This is a genomic window from Limnohabitans curvus (assembly GCF_003063475.1).
In the GTDB taxonomy this organism is placed as follows: domain Bacteria; phylum Pseudomonadota; class Gammaproteobacteria; order Burkholderiales; family Burkholderiaceae_C; genus Limnohabitans; species Limnohabitans curvus.
On the sequence record NZ_NESP01000001.1, the window covers coordinates 974469 to 999653 of the forward strand.

Consider the following 25185-nt stretch of genomic DNA (forward strand, 5'->3'; position numbering starts at 1 on the left):
AACCTATGAGCGACGCACAACAACGCATTGATGAACTGGTGAAGGGCAACGAGGTATTGCTGTTCATGAAAGGCAGCGCAAGCTTCCCCATGTGTGGTTTTTCGGGCCGTGCGGTGCAAGTACTCAAAGCTTGCGGCGTCGACCCCAAAGCCATCAAAACCGTGAACGTGCTGGACGACGCCGAAATTCGTCAAGGCATCAAGGAATACAGCAACTGGCCCACCATCCCACAGCTCTACATCAAGGGCGAATTCATCGGTGGCTCCGACATCATGATGGAAATGTATGAGTCGGGTGAGTTGCAAAAAGTCATCAACGGTTAATCACCAAAGCCCGCTTTTAGCGGGCTTTTTTATTGCACCGGCACCAACAGTTGCTCAGTTTTACATTTGGCGTTGCCGTAGCGTTGCAAACACAAATTGGCAGCGCACGACTCAATGGCCATTTTGCGAACGGCTTCGTTTTGGTCAATCACGACCGTTTCTTGGTAGGGAATGTATTCGGGCCGCGTGATGTCGTTGCAAATGGTGTTGGTGTGTGCGCCGTCGCGCGTGCTAAAACAACTCCGCATCCCTGTTGACACATGAATCACGCGTTGACGTGTTTGCACCACTTGCACTTTGTTCTCAGGGTAATCCGCCCAAGCTTGTGGCGCGCACTCGGCCTCAACAGCGCGATAGGCTTTGGTGGCGCAGCCTGTCAGCAGCGCCGCTGCCAAGACGAAAAACCAAGCTTTCATTGCCACCCCTTTTGCGCTGCCAACACAGCATTTGGATAAGGCGCTTGTCCACGGCTGCCGTTGTAGCGACCGAGCGCCAAAAATAGATCTCCATTCTCAACGTTCAAGTAGTGGCGCAAGATGACGCAGCCAAAGCGCAAATTGGTTTGCGCTTGAAACAACACACTGGCATCGCCCTCGGCCAGCACACGCGTCCAAAACGGCATGACTTGCATAAAGCCCCGCGCGCTGGCACTGCTGATGGCGAATTTGCGAAAACCACTTTCCACTTGAATGAGGCCCAACACCAGCGAGGGCTCTAAGCCGGCACGCTGGCTTTCGTACCAAACGGTTTGTAAAAACTCGCGGCGCAAATGCGGACTGGCCAGTTCATGCGCCAGCACATCAGGTGTGCCGTTTGGCATGGCCGCAGCGATGGCTAGATTGGCTTGTGCAGGGCTGGCTTTGCGACGTTGCAACTGTTTTTCTAAACGTGCTTCGGTTTGCGTGAGCCATTGCTGAAAGGCGTTGACCGCCTTCACATCGGCATGAACTAATACCGGAGGACCTGACTGATGCACCGCCGCGCTGAGCGCGGTGCGCACCGAATCGATCAAGGGTTCTTCGCGCTGGTTGCCGGCATTCGCCAAGGGAATGCATAAGACACACAGAAAAAAAGCCGCCGTACTCTGTCGCCCAAAGCGGCAAAGCAAGCTGCATGTATTGCGTATCAGGTGCTCAACACCCCCCATGCCTGTCTGGCCTGAACGGGCCCAAGCACGCTGTTGCATCACAAACCGAGTTGGGCCTTCACATGCGCCAACACGTCGGCCACGGCCACTTTGGTGGATTCGCTGTCGCGGCGATTTTGGTACTCGACCACACCGTCTTTGAGGCCTTTGTCGCCAATGGTCACGCGGTGTGGCACGCCGATCAATTCCCAGTCGGCAAACATCGCGCCGGGGCGCTCGCCACGGTCGTCCAAGATGACGTCCACGCCCAAGGCCAACAGGTCTTCGTACAACTTGAAGGCGGCGGCTTTCACGTCTTCGCTGCGGTCCATGTTGACGGGGCAAATCACCACGGTGAACGGCGCAATCGCGTCGGGCCAAATCATGCCGCGCTCGTCGTGGTTTTGCTCAATGGCGGCAGCGGGCAAGCGCGTCACGCCAATGCCGTAGCAACCCATTTCCATGAATTGCGGTTTGCCGTTCACATCCAAAAATGTGGCGTTCATGGCTTGGCTGTATTTGGTGCCGAGGTAGAACACATGGCCCACTTCGATGCCGCGCTCAATGGCGAGCACGCCTTGACCGTCTGGGGAGGCATCGCCCGCCACCACGTTGCGGATGTCAGCGACCAAGTCGGGCTCGGCCACATCGCGTCCAAAGTTGACGCCGGTCATGTGGAAGTCCACTTCGTTGGCGCCGCAAATCCAATCGGCCATCACAGCCACATCGCGGTCGGCCACGATCTTCAAAGGTTGCTTCAAGTTCACGGGGCCGAGGTAGCCAGGCTTGCAGCCGAAGTGGTCGTCGATTTCCTGCGTCGTGGCAAAGCGGAAACCACCTTCAAAGCCTGGCAACTTGCCCACTTTGACTTCGTTCATGTCGTGGTCACCGCGCAAGAGCAAGAGCCACACGTGTGACTTGACGACTTCGCCTTTGTCGTTGAGGGTGTCGGTGGCCAACACCAATGATTTGACAGTGGTGTTCAGCGGCACGTTGAGCAAAGCTGCCACGTCTTCGCAGGTGCTTTTGCCAGGTGTGGCGGTTTTAGCCATCGCTTGTGTGGCTGCGCCGCGAGCGTGCGCTGGGACCAAGGCCTCGGCCTTTTCCATATTGGCGGCGTAGTTGCTGGTCGGGCAATAAACGATGGCGTCTTCGCCGGTCGCTGCAATCACTTGGAACTCTTCGCTCAAATCGCCACCAATGGCGCCGCTGTCAGCTGCCACGGCGCGGTAGGTCAAACCGAAGCGGTCAAAAATCTTGCGATAGGCATCGGCCATGACTTGATAACTTTGCTTGGCCGAGACTTGGTCACGGTCAAAGCTGTAGGCGTCTTTCATGATGAATTCGCGGCCGCGCATCAAACCAAAACGGGGGCGACGCTCGTCTCGGAATTTGGTTTGGATTTGGTAGAAGTTTTTAGGCAGCTGTTTGTAGCTGCGAATTTCTTGGCGAGCGATGTCGGTCACCACTTCTTCGCTGGTGGGTTGCACCACAAAATCGCGACCGTGACGGTCTTTGATACGCAGCAACTCAGGCCCCATCTTCTCGAAACGGCCGGTTTCTTGCCACAGCTCAGCAGGCTGCACCACGGGCATGGTCAGCTCGATGGCACCCGCCTTGTTCATCTCTTCGCGCACGATGGCTTCGACCTTGCGAATCACACGCAAACCCATGGGCATGTAGTTGTAAATGCCAGCACCGAGCTTTTTGATCAGGCCCGCGCGCATCATCAGTTTGTGGCTGACCACTTCGGCATCTGCGGGGGCGTCTTTGAGGGTGGAAATGAGAAACTGGGAGGCTTTCATGCGTGCAATCGAATCGTCAATTTAGTAGGGAATTAGGGCAAATTCTGAGTGAACTGGTGCAGCTCTGTGCATAATCGACTCAGTTTAAAAAATTTGAGGTTTGATTATGCTTGACCGAGAAGGGTTCAGACCCAACGTCGGCATCATCTTGCTCAACCAAAAAAATCAGGTTTTTTGGGGCAAGCGCATTCGCACCCACAGCTGGCAGTTCCCGCAAGGTGGCATTGACCGTGGAGAGACTCCCGAGCAAGCCATGATTCGTGAATTGCACGAAGAAGTGGGGCTCAAGCAAGAGCATGTGCGCATTGTTGCCCGTACCCGTGATTGGTTGCGCTATGAGGTGCCTGACCGGTTTATTCGCCGTGATGCGCGTGGCTTTTACAAAGGCCAAAAGCAAATCTGGTTTTTGCTGCAAATGGTCGCGCCCGACCACCATTTGAATTTGCGTGCCACTGACCATCCCGAGTTTGATGCTTGGCGTTGGAACGACTACTGGGTGCCACTGGACGTGGTGGTCGAGTTCAAGCGCGGCGTGTATGAAATGGCGCTGACTGAGCTGTCGCGCTTTCTGCCGCGCCAAGACAACCGCAACCGTCATTTGCGCACGGGTCATCACCCCGCGCAAGAAAACAGCGGTATGCCCAAGCAATTTGGTGCCGTCATCAACATGGAGTTGCCACCAGGCGCCACGTTTGACCCTGACCCACAAGCAGGTTTGCGACAGCGCGAAGGTTCATAAAAAAAGCCCACTTAGGTGGGCTTTTTGTTATTTGGAGAGCACCAAGTTGTCGCGGTGCACCATCTCTGGCTCAGCGGCGTAGCCGAGTAGCTCTGTCATTTTCCCTGAAGGTTTGCGACACAGCAAACGCGCTTCAGCAGCCGCATAGTTGGCCAAACCTCGGGCGATTTCTTGGCCTTGGCCGTCCAGAATCGCAATCACTTCACCGCGTGAAAAATCACCGTCTACGCCTGTCATGCCGATAGGCAAGAGGCTTGAACCATCGGACTTGAGCTTATTCACCGCGCCATCGTCAATGGTGACGGAACCGCGCAGTTGCAGGTGATCGGCCATCCATTGCTTGCGGGCTTGTTGCTTTTGGGTTTGCGCCACCAGCAAGGTGCCAATGGCTTCGCCTTGCGTCAAACGCACCAAAGCATCTGGCTCACGACCCCATGCAATGACGGTAGAGGCACCCGAACCTGCGGCACGTTTGGCCGCCAAGATTTTGGTAATCATGCCGCCCTTGCCAATGCTTGAGCCTGCGCCGCCCGCCATCTCTTCGAGTTTGGCATCGCCTGCGCGAGCTTCATGCACAAAGGTGGCAGCTGGGTCACGACGCGGATCGGCGGTGTACAAACCTTTTTGGTCGGTCAAGATGATCAGGGCATCGGCCTCGACCAAATTGGCCACCAAGGCACCCAAGGTGTCGTTGTCGCCAAACTTGATTTCATCGTTGACCACCGTGTCGTTCTCGTTGATGACAGGCAGCACGCCGTGCGTGAGCAGGGTCAACAAGGTGGAACGGGCGTTGAGATAACGCTCGCGGTCAGCGAGGTCGGCATGCGTGAGCAGCACTTGGGCCGAGCCCAAACCGTTTTCGCGCAGCTTGGTTTCGTACATGTGGGCCAAGCCCATTTGGCCCACCGCGGCGGCGGCTTGCAGCTCGTGCAGCTCTTGCGGGCGTGTGGTCCAGCCCAAGCGTTTCATGCCTTCGGCAATGGCGCCGCTGGACACCATGATGACTTCACGGCCATCGCGCACCAAGGCACCGAGCTGGCGACACCACTCGCCAATGGCTTCTTCGTCTAAGCCGCGGCCTTCGTTGGTGACCAAGCTAGAGCCGACCTTGACCACGATGCGTCGTGCATCGCGCAACACGGTGGAAGTCGAAAGCGTCATGGCAGCAGCTTATTCAGGCGTGGGCTCAACAAAGCGTGGGTCAACATACTCGGGTGGCTGCTCAGCCACCTGTTGCGCTTTGATGTGTTTGTAGATATCTTTGATCAGATGTTCGCAACCCTCGCGCGTGAGCGCCGAGATCTGGAACACCGGACCTTTGTACTTCATGCGCTTGACGAAATCAGCCACCAAGGCTTCGCGTTCGTCTGCGGGCACCATGTCGAGCTTGTTGAGCACAATCCAACGCGGCTTGTCGTACAAAGCCTTGTCGTATTTTTTGAGTTCGTTGACGATGGCCTTGGCTTGCGCCACGGGGTCCACGCCTTCATCGAACGGTGCAATGTCCACAAGATGCAGCAACAAACGTGTGCGCTGCAAGTGGCGCAAGAACTGATGGCCCAAGCCTGCGCCGTCAGACGCACCTTCGATCAAGCCGGGCACGTCGGCGACCACAAAGCTTTGCTCGGCGGCCACGCGCACCACACCCAAATTTGGGTGCAAGGTGGTGAAGGGATAGTCAGCAATTTTGGGACGCGCATTGGAAATGGCGGAAATCAGCGTGGACTTGCCCGCATTGGGCATGCCCAGCAAACCGACGTCGGCCAACACTTTCAACTCAAGTTTGAGCTCGCGTTTTTCACCAGGCCAGCCTGGTGTTTTTTGACGGGGCGCACGGTTGATCGCGCTCTTGAAGCGCATGTTGCCAAAGCCACCGTCACCGCCCTTGGCGATGGTGATGACTTCGCCTGGGGTGAGCAACTCAAACAACACGTCGCCAGTTTCGACGTCGGTGATGATGGTGCCCACGGGCATTTTCAAGGTGATGTCGTCGCCTGCATGGCCGAACATGTCGGAGCCCATGCCGTGTTGGCCACGCTTGGCCTCGTGGCGGCGTGAGTAACGGAAGTCAACCAAGGTGTTGAGGTTGGGGTCAGCCACGGCGAACACATGGCCACCGCGCCCGCCGTCGCCACCGTTGGGGCCGCCGAACTCTTTGTACTTCTCATGACGGAAGGAGACGCAGCCGTTCCCCCCATCACCAGCGGCGATGTCGATATAGGCTTCGTCTACGAATTTCATGGGTCTAGTGTAAAAAGTAAAGCCCCGACAAGTCGGGGCTTTGTCACAAATCAGTTTGAAAAAATCAAACGGGTGTGATGTTGACCATGTGCTTGTTCAAAGCGCCTTTAACGCCGAACGAGACGTGACCGTCAACCAATGCGAACAAAGTGTGGTCTTTGCCCACGCCGACGTTCACGCCGGGGTGGAACTTGGTACCACGTTGACGCACGATGATAGAGCCAGCAGAGATCAACTCACCGCCGAAGGCTTTCACACCGAGCATTTTGGGCTTGGAATCGCGCCCGTTTCGCGTAGAGCCGCCGCCTTTTTTCTGTGCCATGTCAAATGCTCCTTAGCCGTTGATGGAAGCAATCTGCAATTCAGTGAACTGCTGACGATGCCCTTGGCGTTTTTGGTAATGCTTACGACGACGCATTTTGAAAATGCGAACTTTGTCGTGCTTGCCATGTGACAAGACTGTCACTGTGACAGTTGCGCCGGACACCAAGGGTGTGCCGATCTTGAGTTCAGCGCCGTTGCCGACTGCCAACACTTGATCGATCACGATCTCTTGGCCTACGTCCGCAGCAATCTGTTCTACTTTAATTTTTTCGCCAGCAGCAACACGATACTGTTTGCCGCCGGTTTTTATGACCGCGTACATGTGAGACCTCTAGATAAGAATCTATGTGGATATCTACGGACGAATTTCCGCAGAGCCCGAAATTATAGCAGTGATTGATTTGGTTTGCTCGTCCCTATAATCCAGCGGCGTTTCAACGCTTTTGTCCCCATTTTTTCTAGTCACGCTTTGTCCACCACACCTTCCAACGCCTTAGCCCTGATCGCTGCCGATATGGCAGAAGTTGACCGCGTCATTGCGCAACGCCTGGACTCGGGCGTGCCGCTGGTGGGCACCGTGTCGCAGTACATCATCTCCGCGGGCGGCAAGCGAATTCGCCCAGCGTTATTGCTGCTCATGGCCGGAGCTTTGGGGTACACCGATTCGCAGCGCCACAACTTGGCAGCCGTGGTGGAATTCATCCACACGGCCACCTTGCTGCATGACGATGTGGTGGACGAATCCACCCTGCGCCGTGGCCGCCCCACGGCCAACGAATCGTTTGGCAACCCCGCCAGCGTGTTGGTGGGCGACTTCTTATATTCCCGCGCCTTCCAAATGATGGTGGATTCCGGCGAAATGCGCGTCATGGAAGTGCTGGCCGAAGCCACCAACGTGATTGCCGAAGGCGAAGTTCTTCAGTTGATGAACATGCACGACGCCTCGCTGGACGAAGCCGGTTATTTGCGCGTGATTCGCTCCAAAACTGCCAAACTCTTTGAAGCCAGCACACGCTTGGCCGCCATTTTGGCCAAAAGCTCACCTGACGTTGAAGCAGCCTGCGCCGACTACGGCCAAGCCTTGGGCACGGCCTTCCAAGTGATTGACGACGTGCTCGACTACGACGGCGACGCCAAAGAACTGGGCAAAAACTTAGGCGACGATTTGCGCGAAGGTAAAAACACCTTACCGCTCATCATTGCCATGCAGCGCGGTACACCTGCGCAGCGCCAAACCATCCAAAGCGCGATTGAAAATGGCGAAATGGAGGCACTGGCTGAAATTGTCGAGATTGTGCGCAGCACAGGCGCACTGGACGCCACCCGCGCTGCCGCCAGCGCTGAAGCTGAACGTGCGATTGCTGCCTTGAGTATCTTGCCAACTGGCCCGTATCGCGAAGCCATGCATGCCTTGGCGGCGCAACTGCTAGACCGCCGCAACTAAACCACGGGTACCGAATGCACGATTTAGACAAACCCTACACCGACAGCATTCAGCAATGGGACATCGCTTGCGATTGCTTCAAAGCAGAATTTAAATTCGACCCCAACGAAATTGTCACGATCGACACCATTCGTGAGATGTTTGCCGAAATTGTGGATGGCCATGCGTTGTCACAAAATGCGTCCATCTCTTTGATGTTCGCCTTGTATTTTTTAGGCTATTTGACCTTGCTCGAAATCATGAAAGCCAAAGACGAATCGTTTGAGATTGGCAATATGAACGATTTCTATTTGATACTCGATCGCGCTGACCAATGGGCCCATCAATCCACGGATGCGCCCCTATTGGCCGAGGCAGCCATGCCTATTATTCAGGCCACCCAACAAATCATGCAGAAATTAAATCTGACGCGCTGAATACAGCGCGCCAGATATTTACTCTTCAACCAATTTACAGGGCATTTTGATGCCCTTTTCTGCGCGCTTTTCTTCGCAATAACGCATCGCACGACGTTCACCCTCTGCCGACATTTTGATATGAATTGAGCAGCGAAATGCCATTTTTTCACCATCGGAATGGCTATCAAAGGCAGCAGCGCAATGGCTCATTTCATTCATTTCAGGCTTGAGCTCTTTCCACACAGACCGCAAAGAGTCAGGCAGTTCACTCAAATGAATCGAGGGATAGTTGCCAATCGGCTTAGCCAAAGCTGCAAAACCGATGAGTACCAAGGCACAAGCCACATATTTAAAACGACTCATGTTCAAACTCGGCATTCCGTGAATTAAGCCGCAACAGCTTGAGCGATGAGCGCTGAATCTAAGGTGCCAGCACTCTTCAACGCCTGAACCCAAGTGGGGGACACGCCGCGGCCCGTCCAAGTTTGCTCTAGGTTGGCAGGGTTACGGTATTTAGGTGCCACTTTTTTGCCAGCCAAAGCGCCTTTTTTGTTAGCTTTGGGGGCTTTGCCAGCCTTGGCGGGCTTGCCTGCGCTCAATGCTTTCGCAATGTCGTCAGCGGTCAAACCCGCGTCTTTGGCCATGGCGACAATGCTTGCCAAAACTTTGTCGTGAGACTTCGATTTCAAAGCCTGCTCTTTTTTGTCCAAGAGTTCGCGCTGTTTACGAATAGCGGCGAGTTGATTTGCAACAGTTGTACGTGCCATGAGATATTCCTATTCAATATGTTTTAAAAAGACGTTGATATTTTAAACATAACCAGAGAAATTAAAAAGCCCGCATAAAGCGGGCTTTTATTAAAATGATTTGAATTTAATATTAATTCAAAGCATCCTTCAAACCTTTGCCGGGCTTGAAACGTGGCACCTTAGCGGCCTTGATTTTCAAAGCAGCGCCAGTACGTGGGTTACGGCCTGTGCGTGCTGCACGTTTGCTCACACTGAAAGTGCCAAAACCAACCAAAGTCACGGTATCGCCTTTTTTGAGTGTCTTTTTGACAGCCTCAATGATGGAAGCGAGCGCGCGTGTGGCAGCAGCTTTAGAAATATCAGATTTACCTGCAATGTGTTCAATGAGTTCTGTCTTGTTCACGGTATTGTTCCTGTTGTTGATTTTTACCAGCGATGCTGATTTAGGCAGTTTACTTAAATTTAAAGTGTTCTGAAATACGCCAATTGGCGTATTTCTCGGGAATGGTGCAAATGACATGTTTGTAACGCCAACCCCATCTTCTGACCGACGCGTCAGCCAAAAATCCTGATTCATTGGATGAGGATTTTGATGCCACCCCCACACATCGCGCCGTCCGCAATACCGGAAGAATCTGCCGTCCAAACGCTGGATCTGCTCCTGCATCGCGCATTTGAACAACTTGCTTCAGACATTCATGTCGAAAGTGGCGAGGATTTCTTTCGCGTACGGTTTCGCATTGACGGGCAATTACAAATCGCAGCCACCCCCGTCCTCAGTTTGCGAGACGCGGTTGTCTCGCGTCTCAAGGTTTTGGCTCGGATGGATATTGCGGAGAAGCGTGTACCGCAAGATGGCCGAATTCAGTATCCCTACAAAGACCAAACCATTGATTTACGGGTCAGCTCTTTGCCCACGTTGCATGGCGAGAAAATCGTGGTTCGAATTTTGAATTTCTCCCGAGAAAGACCGGGGCTGGCTGCGTTGGGGTATGAGCCAGATGACCGCACCAAATTACTTCAAGCCCTAGGCCGCCCACATGGCCTGATTTTGATGACGGGGCCAACGGGCTCTGGCAAAACCTTGTCTCTTTACAGCTGCCTTGAATTATTAAACCGGGCAGAAGTCAATATCTCAACAGTTGAGGATCCGTCAGAAATTCACCTCCCTGGCGCGAACCAAGTCAATATCAATGAGCGCGCCGGATTGACTTTTGCCACCACGCTTCGAGCCTTGCTGCGGCAAGATCCTGACGTGATCATGGTGGGTGAAATTCGCGATTTAGAAACCGCCGAAATTGCCATTCAAGCGGCACAAACTGGCCACTTAGTTCTCTCAACACTGCATACCAACGACGCTCCCAGCACCTTAGCGCGGCTGCGCCACATGGGCATTGCGGCGTTCAACGTGGCTGCGAGCGTCAACCTCATCACAGCACAACGCCTGATCCGACGTTTGTGTGACAAATGCAAAAGCCCTTTAGATGCAGAACAAACCGCCTTCTTTTTCAACACATTAACGCCGCAAGACAGCCAAGCGATTCCAGCCGACTCACGCGCACACGCCACACTGTACAAAGCGGTCGGCTGCCACGCCTGCGACAAAGGCTACAAAGGACGCATCGGCATTTACCAAGTCATGCCCGTCAGTGATGTCATGCAAACATGCATCATCCGAGACAACGACACCCAAACCTTGGCTGCGCAAGCCGCACTGGAGGGCGTGCGCACCTTAAGGCAAGCCGGATGGTTGAAGGTCTTGCAGGGCATCACCACCATGGACGAGGTCATGGCCCTCACCAACCATGGCTGAGCATCGTTATGCATGGCGGGGTAACGATCGACAAGGGCAGCGCTTGCGGGGCGAAATGCAAGCGAATAGCCCAAGCGATGTGGCTGAATGGTTACGTCAGCAGCGCATTCGACCCACCCAGATCCAACGTCAATGGACGTTTCCAGCTTGGCTGAAGCACACAAGAAGACCACGCATTCAGGCTGACGAGCTCACACAAATGACCCGCCAATTGGCCACGCTGCTGCACGCCGGCGTGCCGCTGCTTCAATCATTTGACATGCTCGGCAAAGGTCTCGCACCCTCTGACCTTCAAACACTCATTCGCGATGTACACACCCAAATTGAAGGGGGTATTGCGCTCAACCAAGCCTTCCGAAAACACCAGGTGTTCGATGCGTTTTATTGCAATCTGGTCGCTGCTGGCGAAATGTCAGGCACGTTGGATGTTGTGCTGGATCGGTTGGCGCACCATCTTGAGAAAACGCAAGCGCTGCAGGCCACGGTCCGCTCAGCGTTGGTCTATCCCGCCGCAATTCTGGTGATTGCATTCACGGTCCTCGCACTGATCTTGGTGTTTGTGGTTCCTGCTTTTCAAAACATCTTTGCATCGTTCGGTGCCGAGTTACCTTGGCTCACGCGGATGGTCATTGCGCTCAGTGAGACGTTTCAACGCTATGGCATGGCCTGTGCGGCGTTTGCCATCGCGGCTGCGTGGTGGGCGCGCCACCAAATCAGACACCGTGTGACTTGGCAGGCACGCCTGGATCGTTTTTTGCTCCGCATCCCGATTGCTGGCGAACTCATACGCCATGCCTGCACCGCACGCTGGACACGCACCTTGGCCACTCTATTTACAGCGGGCGTGCCATTGACTGAGGCCTTAGACGTTGTCCAGGGTGTGACAGGCAACGCGGTATTTCAAGCTGCGACTCAGTCCATCCAAGCGCAGTTGATGCGAGGCACATCACTCTCGAAAGCACTGGACAGCACCGAGGCACTCTTTCCACCCATGGTCGGGCAAATGTGCGCCATTGGCGAAGAGTCTGGCGCACTCGATCACATGCTCGCCAAAACGGCCGACTACTACGAACGCGAAGTCGACAGCACCGTGGCGAGACTGTCTACACTCATGGAACCCTTCATCATGGTGGTGCTGGGTGTCTTGATTGGCGGCTTGGTGATGGCTTTGTATCTTCCAATTTTTCAACTGGGGCAAGTGGTATGACGTGGCTCATCGCATTTGGCCTAGGGCTTTTGATGGGCAGTTTTGTGAATGTCGTGGTGCATCGTCTGCCACGCATGGTAATGGCCGAGCCAGATGCCGCTCACACGAATCAACGCTACGACTTGTGCTGGCCCGCCTCACATTGCCCGCATTGCCACACACCCTTGAAATGGCACCACAACATTCCTTTGCTCAGCTTTGTTTGGCTGAAAGGTCGCTGCGGTTTTTGCCAACGAGCCATCCACCCGCTGTACCCATTGCTTGAAGTGATCACGGCTCTGACGTGGGTCGCATGCGCATGGCACTGGGGGCTCAGTGTCACGGCGCTTTGCTGGGCACTCTTTGCAACAACGCTACTGGCTTTGGCTGTGATTGATTGGCAAACCACATTGCTTCCTGATGATTTAACGCAAGCATTGGTGTGGGGTGGCCTCATCGCCAGCGCCAGTGGCTGGCTGCCACTTCGCCTAGATCAATCCGTCTGGGGGGCTGTCGCCGGCTATGGTGTGCTCTGGTGCGTGGCAACAGCGTTTGAACGCATCACGGGCAAGCAAGGCATGGGTGCTGGCGACTTCAAACTACTGGCAGGCTTAGGCGCATGGCTGGGGCCACTGGCTTTGATTCCCTTGCTGATGTTGGCCAGCTTGAGCGGCGCCATCTTTGGTTTGACACTCAAATTCATCGATCGGCTCCACCCAGACGGTTACATCCCTTTTGGCCCCTTCTTAGCGGCAGCAGGCCTGTTGATCGCGGTTGTCGGCATGGGGCCTATTGCCACATGGTTGGGTTGGTCATTTTTTGCATAGACTTAGCGTCATGACTGCACACACACATGCCGCCCGCACGCTTCGCCTAGGCCTAACCGGCGGCATTGGCAGTGGCAAAAGCAGTGTGGCTGCCATGCTTGTGAAACGTGGTGCGGTATTGGTTGACGCAGACGCCATCGCGCGCAGCGTCACCGCTGCACATGGCTTGGCCATACCCGCGATCGCAGACACGTTCGGGCCTGATTTTTTAACGCCCGAAGGCGCACTCGACCGCGAACGCATGCGCGCCCATGTCTTCAGCGACCCTTCGGCCAAACAACGCTTAGAAGGCATCATCCATCCGCTGGTCTCCCTCGAAACCAAACGTCAAGCCCAAGCCGCTTTGGATGCGGGACACCGCACCGTTGTGTTTGATGTCCCGCTGCTGATTGAGTCTGGCCGTTGGCGCAGCCAAGTTGACCGGGTGCTGGTGGTCGATTGCCTCGTAGAAACTCAAATCCAGCGGGTCATGGCACGGAACAATTTCAGTCGCGACACGGTTGAAAAAATCATTGCGTCACAAGCTACTCGAGAACAGCGACTGGCTGCGGCTGATTGGGTGATTTACAACGACGCGCTGTCGCTCCAAGCCTTAGATCAACTTGTCGCCGCTTTACCTATTCAACCCCTCTAATCGGGGCGGCGGGGTTTGCAAGCGGTTATGATCTTGCTAATTACAAAAGTCCAACTTTGACTCGTTTTTTCGCGTGATTCTGTACGAACATCCCTTCAACGAACGTGTGCGCACCTACTTGCGCCTGGAACACCTGTTTCAGCGTTTTGAAGAACTGACATCGCGCAACCACCCCGTAGACAACCACTTTGCGCTCACCACATTGTTTGAGTTGGTCGAAGCCGGTGGACGTACCGACCTCAAGTCAGACGTGCTCAAAGACTTAGAGCGCCACAAACAACAGTTCAACTCCTTGCGCGGCAACCCGTCAGTGTCTGAAACGGCATTGCAACAGTTGCTCGACAACATCGACCATTGCTATGGCGGTCTCAACGGGGCCGTTGGCAAGATTGGCCAAAACATCACAGAAAACGAATGGCTCACCGCGTTGCGCAACCGTGTGGCGATTCCTGGTGGCACTTGCTGTTTTGATTTGCCTGCGTACCACGCATGGCAGCAACAAAGTCCAGACCTGCGCCGTGCCGACATCATGCGCTGGTTCGAAGTGTTCCAGCCGATGAAAGACTCTGTGAATCTGCTGCTCTCGCTCATGCGCGACACAGGCACCACACAAAAAATGATGGCCATGGGCGGCCAGTTCCAACAATCGTTGGCACAAGGCAAATTCCAACTCATGCGTGTGGCGATCGACCCAGCGCTGGGCTTCATTCCAGAAATCAGCGGCAACCGTTTGATGATTTGGGTGCGCATGATGCGCCAAGACGGCGATGGCCGTTTACAGCACAGCACTGATGATGTGCCTTTTGAAATGGCTCTTTGCGTTTAAGCCATGAGTGACGCTGAGGTTCGCATCGTTGTTTGCCCGCAGTGCGGTGGGCCTAGTCGCTACGAAGCGGCCAATGTGTATCGCCCCTTTTGCGGCGAACGCTGCCGAAACATTGACCTAGGCGCTTGGGCCAACGAAGAACACCGCTTGCCCGATCAAACGCCGCAAGACGACGCCGACTTCGAAAACACACCGCTGCAATAAACAGCCCTATATCTCAGACGCTATGCGTCTCGCCCACAAATGCGCGCTCTTGCGCAAACCACTGCAACACGGGCACCGTACCGGGCAAGACAGGCTTCACAGCCACCGGCAACTGCTGCCAAGCAAACGACTGCGACTCCAGCATTTGCAACTCACCCGACCACTGCGTCACTTTGCAAAAGTTCAGTTGAACCAAGGCATGGGGGTAATCGATGCGCTCGGTTTTCCACAGGGTGCAATCGTGAATGGTGATTCCAATTTCTTCTTGTAGTTCACGGCGCAAAGCTTGCTCAACCGTCTCGCCAGCTTCGAGCTTGCCACCAGGAAACTCCCAGAAGCCTGCGTAGGCTTTGCCTTCAGGACGACTGGTGAGCAAGAAGGCATCGTCACCGCGCATCAACACACCGACCGCCACTTGCACCAAGCTGCGGTCGATCGAACGCGGCTGGTCTGCATCGACCACGCGCACTTCAGCGTCCGTCATGATTTAAGTAGCGCGTTTGCCCGCGTAGTCGCGAGCAAACTGATACGCCACACGGCCACTGCGCGAAGCGCGCTCTAGAGCCCAAACCAAAGCCTCAGGCTTGGCCGCTTCAATTTCAGCAGGCTTGAACCCAAACGACGAGAGCCACTGTGCAGCAATGGTCAGGTATTCATCTTGGCTGAAGGGGTAAAAGCTTACCCACAGGCCAAAGCGTTCGGACAAAGAAATCTTTTCTTCAACGCCTTCACCTGGGTGCACTTCGCCATCGTCGGTGTGCGTGTACGTGAGGTTTTCTTTCATGTACTCGGGCAACAAATGACGGCGGTTGCTGGTGGCATAAATCAACACATTGGGTGTCGCTGCCGCAATGGAGCCATCCAAGATGGACTTGAGCGCTTTGTAGCCGGGCTCGCCATCTTCAAAACTCAAGTCATCACAGAAGATCATGAACTTTTCTGGACGCTCTGACACCAACTCAATGATGTCGGGCAAGTCGGTCAGGTCGTCTTTGTCGACCTCAATCAAACGCAAGCCTTGTGGGCCGTATTCGTTCAAACACGCTTTGATCAGTGACGACTTACCTGTGCCACGCGCGCCCGTGAGCAACACGTTGTTAGCGGGCAAGCCCTTCACAAACTGCTCAGTGTTGCGTTGGATTTTTTCTTTTTGGCCGTCAATCTCTTGCAAATCAGCCAAGCCGAGTTTGGCTACATGGCGCACTGGCTCTAAGCCGCCGCGACCATTGTTGCGTTTGCGATACCGAAAGGCCACGCTGGCTGACCAATCAGGCTCAGCCATGGGTTGCGGCAGCACTTGCTCAATGCGCGCCATCAAAGCCTCGGCGCGTTGCACCAAGCGTTCTAAGGGATGAAGTTCGGTTGTCATTAGCTGCGGTAGTCGGCGTTGATGCTGACATAGTCGTGGCTCAAATCACAAGTCCACACCGTGTCACTGGCTGTGCCACGACCCAAGACCACGCGCACAGTAATTTCAGATTGCTTCATCACACGTTGACCGTCTTCTTCGCGGTACTCGGGATGACGGCCACCTTGAATGGCGACATGTACATCGTCCAAAAACAAATCAATGCCAGTTTGGTCGAGGTCGGTGATGCCCGCATAGCCCACCGCAGCCAAGATGCGACCCAAGTTGGGATCGCTGGCGAAGAAGGCTGTTTTCACCAAAGGCGAATGGGCAATGGCATAGGCGACTTGGCGGCACTCTGCGCTGGTGTTGCCCCCCTCCACGCGGATGGTGATGAACTTGGTGGCACCCTCGCCATCGCGAACGATGGCTTGCGCAAGTTCACGTGCGACTTGCAACATGGCTTGCAGCAAGGCTTGGCCTTCTGAACTTTGCAAGCTGGTGATAGGCGCGTGTTGCGCTTTGTTGGTGGCGATGACGACAAACGAGTCGTTGGTCGATGTATCGCCATCGACAGTGATACGGTTGAACGAGCCTTCGGCCAAAGCCAACGACAACTCTTTCATCAACACGGGGGCCACACACGCATCGGTGGCCACATAGCCCAGCATGGTGGCCATGTTGGGACGAATCATGCCAGCGCCTTTGCTGATGCCGGTCACGCTCACCGTGGTGGTGCCGATCTGCACCTGCGTGCTAGCCGCCTTGGGGACGGTGTCGGTGGTCATGATGCCTTCAGCCGCATTGACCCACTGCTGGGCGTTACTTGTGTTGCCTGCAGCTTCAATCGCAGCTGGCATGCCAGCAATGATTCGATCGTGCGGCAGCGGCTCCATGATGACACCCGTGGAGAACGGCAACACTTGATTAGGCGAAATGTGCAGGGCTTCGGCTAACGCCACGCAGGTTTCGCGTGCGCGCTTGAGGCCCTCTTCGCCCGTGCCCGCATTGGCATTGCCAGTGTTGACCACCATCGCACGGATGCCTTGACCTGAATCCAAATGCTCGCGACACACCTGGACAGGTGCTGCACAAAAACGGTTTTGTGTGAACACGCCGCTAACCGACGCACCTTCGTCAATCAAGACAACAGTCAAATCTTTGCGATCTGCTTTGCGAATACCTGCTTGTGTGACACCAATGCGCACGCCTGCAATAGCGTGCAAATCGGCAGGATTAGGAGGGTTGAGATGAACTGACATGTGTTTAAGCCAACTTACCGTGGCATTGCTTGTACTTTTTACCGCTACCGCATGGGCAGGGATCGTTGCGACCCACAGGCGGCATTTGTGCGGCAAAGGTTGCCTCGTCTGCTGTGGTCACAGCTTGACCGGACTCATCAGGTGCGGTGTAGGTCACGTTGTGCAAGTTCTCTGCGCGGTCTTCCAACTCAGTCGCAGCTTGTTCAATTTGCTCGTTCGATTCAATCTTGACTGTCATCAACACACGGGTGACTTCGTTCTTCACCAAATCGAGCAACTGGCCAAACAACTCAAACGCTTCGCGCTTGTACTCTTGCTTGGGCTGCTTTTGGGCGTAACCGCGTAAGTGGATGCCTTGGCGCAAATAGTCCAATGCCGCCAAATGCTCGCGCCAATGGCTGTCGATGTTTTGCAGCAAGACCACGCGCATGAACGGTGTGAACTGTTCAATGCCCACGCGATCGAGCTTGGCTTGGAATGTGGCGTGCGCCGCTTCAATGACCTGCTCAAGAATCTCTTCGTCGGTGATGGCCGACGCTTGTTGTACGGTTTCTTGCAACGGCAGCTCAATGAGCCACTCTTGCAACAACGCACGTTGCAAACCGGCAATGTCCCATTGCTCTTCTACCGACTCTTCGGGCACATATTGACGCACCAAGTCGGTAAAACTGCCTTGACGCAAGCTGGCGATTTGAGCGGTCAAATCGGTGGCATCCAAGATGTCGTTGCGCTGTTGGTAAATCACGCGACGTTGGTCGTTGGACACATCGTCGTATTCCAGCAATTGTTTGCGAATGTCAAAGTTGCGTGCCTCGACTTTGCGCTGTGCGCTTTCGATGCTGCGTGTGACGATGCCAGCTTCGATGGCCTCGCCCTCTGGCATCTTCAATCGGTCCATGATGGACTTGACACGCTCGCCCGCAAAAATGCGCATCAGAGAGTCATCCAAGCTCAAGTAAAAACGTGAAGAGCCTGGGTCGCCTTGACGGCCCGAGCGTCCGCGCAACTGGTTGTCAATGCGGCGTGACTCGTGGCGCTCTGTGGCAATGATGCGCAAGCCACCGAGTGACTTCACATAGTCGTGGTCTTTGGTCCATTGCACGCGCAAGGCGTCGATTTGTTTTTGTTTTTCTGCGGCGTCCAAAGCCTCATCGGCTTCGACTTCAGCAATCGCTTTTTCAACGTTACCGCCCAACACAATGTCGGTACCACGACCTGCCATGTTGGTGGCGATGGTGATCATCTTGGCGCGACCGGCTTGCGCAATGATGGTGGCTTCGCTGGCGTGCTGCTTTGCGTTGAGCACTTGGTGCGGCAATTTGGCCTTCTCCAACATCTCAGCAATCAGCTCTGAGTTTTCAATCGAGGTGGTACCCACCAACACGGGTTGGCCGCGTTCGTAGCATTCGCGGATGTCGTCAATCGCAGCGGTGTATTTTTCAGCCGTGGTTTTATAAACGCGGTCCAACTGGTCTTCACGCTTGCTGATGCGGTTAGGGGGGATGACCACGGTTTCCAAACCATAAATTTCTTGGAACTCGTACGCCTCAGTATCGGCCGTACCGGTCATGCCGCCGAGCTTGTTGTACAAGCGGAAATAGTTTTGGAACGTGATGGAGGCGAGTGTTTGGTTCTCGGCTTGAATCTCCACGCCTTCTTTGGCTTCCACCGCTTGGTGCAGACCATCGCTCCAGCGGCGACCAGACATCAAACGACCCGTGAACTCATCCACGATGGTGATCTCACCGTTTTGCACCACGTAATGTTGATCGCGGTGATACAGGTGGTTGGCACGCAAGGCTGCGTACAGGTGATGCATCAAGCTGATGTTGGCGGGGTCGTACAACGACGCGCCTTCGGGCAGCAAACCGTTGGCACTCAAAATGCGCTCGGCGTTTTCATGGCCTTGTTCGGTCATGAAGACTTGGTGTGATTTTTCGTCCACCGTGAAGTCACCGGGCGTGATGATGCCCTCGCCCGTGCGTGGGTCTTCTTCACCGACTTGGCGAGTGAGCAACGGCACGATGCGGTTGATGGCCACGTACTGTGCCGTGTGGTCTTCGGCTTGACCGCTGATGATGAGCGGTGTGCGCGCCTCGTCAATCAAGATCGAGTCCACCTCGTCCACGATGGCGTAGTTGAGTTTGCGTTGCACGCGGTCTGCGGCTTCGTAGACCATGTTGTCGCGCAGGTAGTCAAAGCCGTATTCGTTGTTTGTGCCGTAGGTGATGTCGGCGCGGTAGGCCGCTTGCTTTTCTTCGCGTGGCATCTGTGGCAAGTTGATGCCCACAGACAAACCCAACCAGTTGTACAGGCGAGACATCCATTGCGCGTCACGGCTGGCCAAGTAATCGTTCACCGTCACCACATGCACGCCGTTGCCGGTGAGGGCATTCAGGTACACGGGCAATGTGGCGGTGAGGGTCTTGCCTTCACCGGTACGCATTTCGGAAATTTTGCCCTGGTGCAGCGCAATGCCACCCAACATCTGCACGTCAAAGTGACGCATTTTCATGACGCGCTTGGAAGCCTCACGCACCACGGCATAAGCTTCAGGTAACAAATCGTCTAAGGCCTCACCGTTGGCGACGCGTGATTTGAATTCGTCGGTTTTGGCACGCAAGGCCGCATCGTCGAGCTTCTCCAACGAAGGCTCCAACGCATTGATTTGCGTGACGGTTTTGCGGTATTGCTTGAGTAGCCGCTCATTGCGGCTACCAAAAATTTGAGTCAAGAAATTGAGAGCCATGCGAGCACTGCGAGGCCCCTGTTTTTCTGCAAAAACAAGGGTCGCAAAATCCTTTGTGAAAGGCTTGATAGAAGCTCAGAATTTTAACCGTCAGCGGAACCATAATTGCGGCATGGCCACCCGTTCTACACCGCATCCCGACACACTTGCAGCCTATCGTGCGCTGGGATACAACACACCGCCCAAATCAAGGGTCAGTGTGCGAGGTAAATCACAGACATTGGAGCAAGTGGTCGGCTCGGCGCCTTCTTTGGCCCACCTCTCCGCGATTGCTCAGGACACCCAAAACAGACTCAAAGCGATCGCCCCCCTACTCCCCGCCTCGTTGCGCCCACTGGTCCAATCTGGCGGTGTAGAAGATGATGCTTGGTGTTTGTTGGTGCCCAACAGCGCTGTAGCCGCCAAGCTACGCCAAACATTGCCGGCCTTGTGCGCCCACTTGCGCACCAAGGGCTGGAATGTGAACACCATCCGTGTAAAAGTGAAATCGCACAGCTAAAGAAAAACCCGCTACGCCAAAGGCGTAACGGGTTTTATTTTGGTGCCGCTTGTCGGAATCGAACTGACGACCTACCGCTTACAAGGCGGGTGCTCTACCAACTGAGCTAAAGCGGCGCAGGCAGAATTCTAACCTAACTTTCGTGTGTTTTTACTTCACACGCGTGAGTGTTGGGCGACCTGAAGGTGTCGTGGGCGTTGGCGACTCATCGTCTGCACCACCGTCAACCTGTGATGTGTCCACCGCACTTAATGCGGGACGTTTAGCGACAGCGGCAGGAACCGCATCAGATGCTGTACTCATCGGAAAGGACATACCTTGTCCGTTTTCACGCGCGTAAATCGCCATCACTCGATTGATGGGAATGATGATTTCACGCGGCACACCACCGAAGCGGGCTTTGAATTCAATGAACTCATTGCCCAGCGTCATGCCTGCCGTGGCGTCATAGCCCACGTTCAACACAATCTCACCGTTTTTGACGTACTCCATCGGCACTTGCACGGTCTCGTCAACCAAGACCGCGACATAGGGCGTGAACCCACGGTCGGTGCACCACTCGTGCAAAGCACGCAGCAGATACGGACGGGTGGAAGAGGCGTCTGGAGCGTTCAACATACGAATTACTTGCGCATGACCTTTTCAGAAGGCGTCAATGCCTCAATGTAGGCTGGGCGCGAGAAGATGCGCTCGGCGTACTTGAGCAATGGTGCAGCGTTCTTCGACAAGTCGATGCCGTAGTGATCCAAGCGCCACAACAGTGGCGCAATGGCCACGTCGAGCATGGAGAAGTTTTCGCCCAACATGTACTTATTCTTCAAGAACACGGGAGCCAGCTGTGTCAAACGGTCACGGATGTGTGCACGGGCTTTTTCCAACGCTTTGTCATTGGCTTTGGCAGCACGAGACTCCAACGTGGACACGTGTGTGAACAATTCTTTTTCGAAGTTCAACAAGAACAAACGCACGCGGGCGCGCTCGACAGGGTCGCCAGGCATCAACTGTGGATGTGGGAAACGTTCGTCGATGTATTCGTTGATGATGTTGGACTCATACAAGATCAAATCGCGCTCAACCAAGATTGGCACTTGACCGTATGGGTTCATCACATTGATGTCTTCGGGCTTGTTGTAAAGATCAACATCGCGAATTTCAAAGTCCATGCCTTTTTCGAACAAGACAAAACGGCAGCGATGTGAGTAGGGACACGTAGTTCCCGAATAAAGCACCATCATGATGGGCGGCTCCTAAAAATCAAAAAGAGTGGCAGGCTAACCTGTCACTCCGTGAAGTGACAACAGGCATGAAGCCTGTTGCCGAATTTGCGCAAATTACTTGATGTCTTTCCAGAAGGAAGCATTCAAGCGCCATGCGATGAACATAAAGCCAACCAAGAACAACAACACCCAAACGCCAATGCGAACGCGTGTATTTTGAGCTGGCTCAGCCATCCATTGCAAGTAACCCACGAGATCACCCATGGCTTGGTCGTATTCCAAAGCGGTCATCTTGCCTGGCTTGATTTGTTCCCAGCCTTTGAAGGTTTGGACTTGATGGCCGTGGTCTTCGTGTGTGTCATAGATCGGACGACGCTCGCCTTGCAATTCCCACAACACGTGAGGCATGCCCACGTTAGGGAACACCAGGTTATTCCAACCTGTGGCTTTGGTTTCGTCACGGTAGAACGTGCGCATGTAGGTGTAGAGGTAATCCGCACCTGTGCCGCCGTGGCCCGCACGTGAACGTGCGATCACTGTCAAATCAGGCGGTGTGGCACCAAACCAGTCTTTGGCCTGTTTGGGGTCAATGTTGGCCTTCATGGTGTCACCGACTTTTTCGGTCGTGAACAACAAGTTGTCTTTGATCTGCTGTTCTGTCAAACCGATGTCTTTCAATCGGTTGTAGCGCATGAATGCGGCTGAGTGACAGTTCAAGCAGTGGTTGACAAAAATCTTGGCGCCGTTTTGCAAGGCACCCAGATCGTTGGTTTTATTAGGCGCTTTGTCCCATGCGATGGTGTCGCCGCCAGATGCTTGCGCACCAGCAACCACACCGAGGGCCAATGCCAAGCTGAGAATGATTTTTTTCATGGTTATGTACTCCGTGAATCTCAGTGAGGCGTGAAAGTAACGCGGTCAGGCACAGGCTTGGTTGCACCCATGCGGCTCCACATCGGCATCAACAAGAAGAAACCGAAGTAAAACAAGGTACCGACTTGCGACACGCGCTCGCCAATGGCGGAGGGTGGTTGAACGCCCAAATAAGCCAACACGATGAAGTTCACCACGAACACACCGTACATGTACTTGTGCCAGTCAGGACGGTAGCGGATTGATTTGACACCGCAGTTGTCCAACCAGGGCAAGAAGAACAAGATCACCACAGCGCCACCCATCACCACCACACCCCAGAATTTGGCGTCGATGGAGAGCATGAGCACGGACACAAACAAAGCTGCACCCACCACACCCGCTTTGACTACTTTTGGCAAGTTGGTTTTGACAGCACCAAAGAAGGCACCGGCTAAAACGCAAGCAATCAACACGTACATCATTTCACTGGTGATCGCACGCAACATCGAATAGAAGGGCGTGAAGTACCACACTGGCGCAATGTGCAACGGTGTCTTCAAAGGATCCGCAGGGATGAAGTTGTTGTATTCGAGGAAGTAACCACCGAATTCAGGTGCGAAGAAGATCACAGCGCTGAACACCAACAAGAAGCCGCTCACACCCAAAATGTCGTGCACGGTGTAGTAAGGGTGGAAAGGCACGCCGTCGAGTGGGTGACCGTTGGCATCTTTCGGTGCGTTCGGGCCTTTGATTTCCACGCCGTCTGGGTTGTTAGAGCCCACTTCGTGCAAAGCAATGATGTGCGCCACCACCAAGCCCAAGAGGACGAGTGGCACCGCAATCACGTGGAAGCTGAAGAAGCGGTTCAAGGTGGCATCACCGACCACGTAGTCACCACGAATCAGCAAAGCCAAGTCGGGGCCCACGAAAGGCACAGCAGCAAACAAGTTCACGATCACTTGAGCGCCCCAATAGGACATTTGACCCCATGGCAACAAGTAACCCATGAACGCCTCAGCCATCAAGCACAAGAAGATGGCACAGCCAAAGACCCACACCAATTCACGTGGCTTGCGGTATGAACCGTAGATCAAACCACGGTACATGTGCATGTAAACCACGATGAAGAACGCCGAAGCGCCAGTGGAGTGCATGTAGCGGATCAACCAGCCCCATGGCACGTCGCGCATGATGTATTCAACAGAACCAAATGCCAAGTTGGCATCAGGTTTGTAGTGCATGACCAAGAAAATGCCGGTCACGATTTGAATCACCAACACCAAGAGTGCCAATGAGCCAAAGAAATACCAAAAGTTGAAGTTCTTAGGTGCGTAGTACTCAGAGAGATGCTCTTTGTACATTTTGGAAGCTGGGAAACGGTTGTCCACCCAGTTCAGCAGTTTTTCGCCAGCGCTGGCGTCAGGGGAGATTTCTTTAAATTCAGCCATGGTGTGTCCTATCAGGCTTTCTTGTCTTCACCGATCAACAGCTTTGTGTCGGAGAGGTACATATGTGGCGGGACTTCGAGGTTGTCTGGCGCAGGCTTGTTTTTAAACACGCGGCCAGCAATATCAAACGTTGAACCGTGGCAAGGGCACAAGAAGCCACCATTCCAATCATCAGGCAGCGAAGGCTGCGCACCTGTTTGAAACTTATCGGAAGGTGAGCAACCCAAATGCGTACAGATGCCCACAGCCACAAACACTTCAGGTTTGATGGAGCGCGCTTGATTGCGTGCATACACGGGCGTGAATTCATTGGGCTTGCGCTCTGACTTGGGGTCAGCCAACTGAGACTCAGTCTTGTTCAAAGACTCCAACTGCTCAGGGGTACGCTTGACGATCCAAACGGGCTTGCCGCGCCATTCGACGGTCATTTTCTCGCCCGGTTTGAGGGCCGAGATGTCGACTTCGACAGCAGCGCCGGCAGCTTTGGCCTTCTCAGAAGGCTGGAATGTGCTGACGAAAGGCACAGCTACTGCTACGCCACCGACCGCACCCGCGCAAGTCGAGGCAATCAGCCACGTGCGTTTGTTGGTGTCTACTGGGGTGTCACTCATGGAATTCCTCAAACAATAATCACTGGTTGGGTTAACACTTGATTGTAGCTGACCACACACACCCGCTATTTATTACGCAGTGCTTCCACTGCAAGCCAGCGGTAAGCCAGCGATAATTCGAATACTTTTATACACAAAGGATTCAACATGTTGAAAGAGTTCAAAGCCTTCGCCGTCAAAGGCAATGTCATCGATTTGGCTGTCGGTGTGATCATCGGTGCAGCGTTTGGGAAAATCGTCGATTCAGCCGTGAACGACCTGATCATGCCCATCGTGGCCGCCTTCATTGGTCATCTCGACTTCTCTAATTTCTTCTTCGTCTTGGGCGCAGTACCTGCGGGCACAGCCATGACACTAGATGCCATGAAGAAGGCCGGCGTGCCTGTGTTTGCCTACGGCAACTTCATCACCGTAGCTGTCAACTTCGTGATTTTGGCGTTCATCATTTTCTTGATGATCAAGCAAATCAACCGCCTCAAGGGCACGGCTGAAGAAGCAGCGCCGAAAGAAGAAGTTCTGTTGTTGCGCGATATCCGCGACAGTTTGAAAAAATAAAT

31 protein-coding genes and 1 tRNA gene are annotated in these 25185 nt (G+C 54.3%); 12 read left to right on the plus strand and 20 right to left on the minus strand.

What is annotated here, in order from left to right; translation table 11 throughout:
* The first annotated feature begins 5 nt into the window (after window positions 1-5).
* Window positions 6-323 carry a Grx4 family monothiol glutaredoxin gene (grxD, locus tag B9Z44_RS04885; RefSeq protein ID WP_108358283.1) on the plus strand — a complete coding sequence of 106 codons (318 nt, stop codon included), beginning with the start codon at window positions 6-8 and terminating at the stop codon, window positions 321-323.
* Between the two features lie 29 nt (window positions 324-352).
* On the opposite strand, the gene B9Z44_RS04890 is transcribed toward grxD, so the two are convergent.
* Genes B9Z44_RS04890 through B9Z44_RS04900 form a run of 3 tightly spaced genes read right to left on the minus strand, consistent with a single transcriptional unit; the run spans window position 353 to window position 3254 of the window.
* A complete protein-coding gene (locus B9Z44_RS04890; protein WP_108358284.1) occupies window positions 353-739 on the minus strand; it encodes a hypothetical protein in 387 nt (128 codons plus the stop codon).
* On the minus strand, window positions 736-1509 hold the full coding sequence (locus tag B9Z44_RS04895) for a lytic transglycosylase domain-containing protein (protein WP_425437156.1): 774 nt from the start codon (window positions 1507-1509) through the stop codon (window positions 736-738). The genes B9Z44_RS04890 and B9Z44_RS04895 overlap by 4 nt, the downstream gene beginning before the upstream one ends.
* Window positions 1509-3254, minus strand: coding sequence for a proline--tRNA ligase (locus tag B9Z44_RS04900; protein ID WP_108401839.1), 1746 nt, complete (start codon window positions 3252-3254; stop codon window positions 1509-1511). Before B9Z44_RS04900 ends, B9Z44_RS04895 begins: the two co-directional genes overlap by 1 nt.
* A gap of 106 nt (window positions 3255-3360) precedes the next feature.
* On the opposite strand from B9Z44_RS04900, the gene B9Z44_RS04905 reads away from it, so the two are divergent.
* Window positions 3361-3993 carry an RNA pyrophosphohydrolase gene (locus B9Z44_RS04905; RefSeq protein WP_108401840.1) on the plus strand — a complete coding sequence of 211 codons (633 nt, stop codon included), beginning with the start codon at window positions 3361-3363 and terminating at the stop codon, window positions 3991-3993.
* 27 nt (window positions 3994-4020) lie between these two features.
* On the opposite strand, the gene proB is transcribed toward B9Z44_RS04905, so the two are convergent.
* From proB to rplU, 4 genes are all read right to left on the minus strand, one after another.
* Complete coding sequence (gene proB / locus B9Z44_RS04910) at window positions 4021-5154, minus strand: glutamate 5-kinase (protein ID WP_108358287.1); 1134 nt, start codon at window positions 5152-5154, stop codon at window positions 4021-4023.
* A 9-nt stretch (window positions 5155-5163) separates the two neighbouring features.
* Entirely contained in the window at window positions 5164-6234 is a 1071-nt protein-coding gene (gene cgtA / locus B9Z44_RS04915; RefSeq protein WP_108358288.1) for an Obg family GTPase CgtA, read from the minus strand.
* Window positions 6235-6298: 64 nt separating this feature from the next.
* Window positions 6299-6556, minus strand: a complete 258-nt coding sequence (gene rpmA, locus B9Z44_RS04920) for a 50S ribosomal protein L27 (RefSeq protein ID WP_104796974.1) — start codon at window positions 6554-6556, stop codon at window positions 6299-6301.
* Window positions 6557-6568: 12 nt separating this feature from the next.
* On the minus strand, window positions 6569-6880 hold the full coding sequence (gene rplU, locus B9Z44_RS04925) for a 50S ribosomal protein L21 (protein ID WP_100131651.1): 312 nt from the start codon (window positions 6878-6880) through the stop codon (window positions 6569-6571).
* A 192-nt stretch (window positions 6881-7072) separates the two neighbouring features.
* Here rplU and B9Z44_RS04930 point away from each other — a divergent pair, with 192 nt between their 5' ends.
* Window positions 7073-8002: a polyprenyl synthetase family protein gene (locus tag B9Z44_RS04930; protein WP_108358488.1), complete on the plus strand. Its 930-nt coding sequence runs from the start codon at window positions 7073-7075 to the stop codon at window positions 8000-8002.
* A 14-nt stretch (window positions 8003-8016) separates the two neighbouring features.
* Window positions 8017-8418 (plus strand): hypothetical protein, encoded by a 402-nt coding sequence (locus B9Z44_RS04935; protein WP_108358289.1) that lies wholly within the window; start codon window positions 8017-8019, stop codon window positions 8416-8418.
* A gap of 18 nt (window positions 8419-8436) precedes the next feature.
* On the opposite strand, the gene B9Z44_RS04940 is transcribed toward B9Z44_RS04935, so the two are convergent.
* The 3 genes from B9Z44_RS04940 to B9Z44_RS04950 all read right to left on the minus strand — a co-directional run bounded on the left by B9Z44_RS04940 (window position 8437) and on the right by B9Z44_RS04950 (window position 9816).
* Window positions 8437-8763: a hypothetical protein gene (locus B9Z44_RS04940; protein WP_108358290.1), complete on the minus strand. Its 327-nt coding sequence runs from the start codon at window positions 8761-8763 to the stop codon at window positions 8437-8439.
* A 23-nt stretch (window positions 8764-8786) separates the two neighbouring features.
* On the minus strand, window positions 8787-9167 hold the full coding sequence (locus tag B9Z44_RS04945; protein ID WP_108401841.1) for an H-NS histone family protein: 381 nt from the start codon (window positions 9165-9167) through the stop codon (window positions 8787-8789).
* A 112-nt stretch (window positions 9168-9279) separates the two neighbouring features.
* Window positions 9280-9816 (minus strand): HU family DNA-binding protein, encoded by a 537-nt coding sequence (locus B9Z44_RS04950; protein ID WP_342748869.1) that lies wholly within the window; start codon window positions 9814-9816, stop codon window positions 9280-9282.
* On the opposite strand from B9Z44_RS04950, the gene B9Z44_RS04955 reads away from it, so the two are divergent.
* From B9Z44_RS04955 to B9Z44_RS04980, 6 genes are all read left to right on the plus strand, one after another.
* Window positions 9742-10962 carry a GspE/PulE family protein gene (locus tag B9Z44_RS04955; protein ID WP_255416725.1) on the plus strand — a complete coding sequence of 407 codons (1221 nt, stop codon included), beginning with the start codon at window positions 9742-9744 and terminating at the stop codon, window positions 10960-10962. The genes B9Z44_RS04950 and B9Z44_RS04955 overlap by 75 nt on opposite strands.
* Entirely contained in the window at window positions 10955-12169 is a 1215-nt protein-coding gene (locus tag B9Z44_RS04960) for a type II secretion system F family protein (RefSeq protein WP_108401842.1), read from the plus strand. The genes B9Z44_RS04955 and B9Z44_RS04960 overlap by 8 nt, the downstream gene beginning before the upstream one ends.
* A complete protein-coding gene (locus B9Z44_RS04965) occupies window positions 12166-12975 on the plus strand; it encodes a prepilin peptidase (RefSeq protein WP_108358295.1) in 810 nt (269 codons plus the stop codon). Before B9Z44_RS04960 ends, B9Z44_RS04965 begins: the two co-directional genes overlap by 4 nt.
* 10 nt (window positions 12976-12985) lie before the next feature.
* Entirely contained in the window at window positions 12986-13609 is a 624-nt protein-coding gene (gene coaE / locus B9Z44_RS04970; RefSeq protein ID WP_108358296.1) for a dephospho-CoA kinase, read from the plus strand.
* Between the two features lie 73 nt (window positions 13610-13682).
* Window positions 13683-14435, plus strand: coding sequence for a cell division protein ZapD (zapD, locus tag B9Z44_RS04975; RefSeq protein WP_108358297.1), 753 nt, complete (start codon window positions 13683-13685; stop codon window positions 14433-14435).
* Window positions 14436-14438: 3 nt separating this feature from the next.
* Window positions 14439-14639 carry a DNA gyrase inhibitor YacG gene (locus B9Z44_RS04980; protein ID WP_108358298.1) on the plus strand — a complete coding sequence of 67 codons (201 nt, stop codon included), beginning with the start codon at window positions 14439-14441 and terminating at the stop codon, window positions 14637-14639.
* Between the two features lie 13 nt (window positions 14640-14652).
* Here B9Z44_RS04980 and B9Z44_RS04985 read toward each other — a convergent pair whose 3' ends face one another.
* The 4 genes from B9Z44_RS04985 to secA are packed head-to-tail and all read right to left on the minus strand — an operon-like array spanning window position 14653 to window position 19998.
* Window positions 14653-15123: an NUDIX domain-containing protein gene (locus B9Z44_RS04985; RefSeq protein ID WP_108401843.1), complete on the minus strand. Its 471-nt coding sequence runs from the start codon at window positions 15121-15123 to the stop codon at window positions 14653-14655.
* Window positions 15124-15126: 3 nt separating this feature from the next.
* Window positions 15127-16008, minus strand: a complete 882-nt coding sequence (locus tag B9Z44_RS04990) for an ATP-binding protein (protein WP_108358300.1) — start codon at window positions 16006-16008, stop codon at window positions 15127-15129.
* The gene (gene argJ, locus B9Z44_RS04995) at window positions 16008-17249 is read right to left on the minus strand and encodes a bifunctional glutamate N-acetyltransferase/amino-acid acetyltransferase ArgJ (protein ID WP_108401844.1); all 1242 of its coding nucleotides are present in this window, start codon (window positions 17247-17249) and stop codon (window positions 16008-16010) included. Before argJ ends, B9Z44_RS04990 begins: the two co-directional genes overlap by 1 nt.
* A 4-nt stretch (window positions 17250-17253) precedes the next feature.
* Window positions 17254-19998: a preprotein translocase subunit SecA gene (gene secA / locus B9Z44_RS05000; RefSeq protein WP_108401845.1), complete on the minus strand. Its 2745-nt coding sequence runs from the start codon at window positions 19996-19998 to the stop codon at window positions 17254-17256.
* Between the two features lie 112 nt (window positions 19999-20110).
* Here secA and B9Z44_RS05005 point away from each other — a divergent pair, with 112 nt between their 5' ends.
* Window positions 20111-20497 carry a hypothetical protein gene (locus B9Z44_RS05005; protein WP_342748872.1) on the plus strand — a complete coding sequence of 129 codons (387 nt, stop codon included), beginning with the start codon at window positions 20111-20113 and terminating at the stop codon, window positions 20495-20497.
* Window positions 20498-20537: 40 nt separating this feature from the next.
* Here the strand turns inward: B9Z44_RS05005 and B9Z44_RS05010 are convergent.
* The 6 genes from B9Z44_RS05010 to petA all read right to left on the minus strand — a co-directional run bounded on the left by B9Z44_RS05010 (window position 20538) and on the right by petA (window position 24628).
* Window positions 20538-20613 (minus strand) — tRNA-Thr (locus tag B9Z44_RS05010).
* 34 nt (window positions 20614-20647) lie between these two features.
* Window positions 20648-21115 (minus strand): ClpXP protease specificity-enhancing factor, encoded by a 468-nt coding sequence (locus B9Z44_RS05015; protein ID WP_108401846.1) that lies wholly within the window; start codon window positions 21113-21115, stop codon window positions 20648-20650.
* A gap of 5 nt (window positions 21116-21120) precedes the next feature.
* Entirely contained in the window at window positions 21121-21732 is a 612-nt protein-coding gene (locus B9Z44_RS05020) for a glutathione S-transferase N-terminal domain-containing protein (protein ID WP_108358321.1), read from the minus strand.
* A gap of 96 nt (window positions 21733-21828) precedes the next feature.
* Window positions 21829-22587, minus strand: a complete 759-nt coding sequence (locus tag B9Z44_RS05025; protein WP_108401847.1) for a cytochrome c1 — start codon at window positions 22585-22587, stop codon at window positions 21829-21831.
* A 20-nt stretch (window positions 22588-22607) separates the two neighbouring features.
* Window positions 22608-24017, minus strand: a complete 1410-nt coding sequence (locus B9Z44_RS05030) for a cytochrome b (RefSeq protein ID WP_108401848.1) — start codon at window positions 24015-24017, stop codon at window positions 22608-22610.
* A gap of 11 nt (window positions 24018-24028) precedes the next feature.
* Window positions 24029-24628 carry a ubiquinol-cytochrome c reductase iron-sulfur subunit gene (gene petA / locus B9Z44_RS05035; RefSeq protein WP_108401849.1) on the minus strand — a complete coding sequence of 200 codons (600 nt, stop codon included), beginning with the start codon at window positions 24626-24628 and terminating at the stop codon, window positions 24029-24031.
* A gap of 147 nt (window positions 24629-24775) precedes the next feature.
* On the opposite strand from petA, the gene mscL reads away from it, so the two are divergent.
* Window positions 24776-25183: a large conductance mechanosensitive channel protein MscL gene (gene mscL / locus B9Z44_RS05040; RefSeq protein WP_108401850.1), complete on the plus strand. Its 408-nt coding sequence runs from the start codon at window positions 24776-24778 to the stop codon at window positions 25181-25183.
* The last annotated feature ends 2 nt before the right edge of the window (window positions 25184-25185 follow it).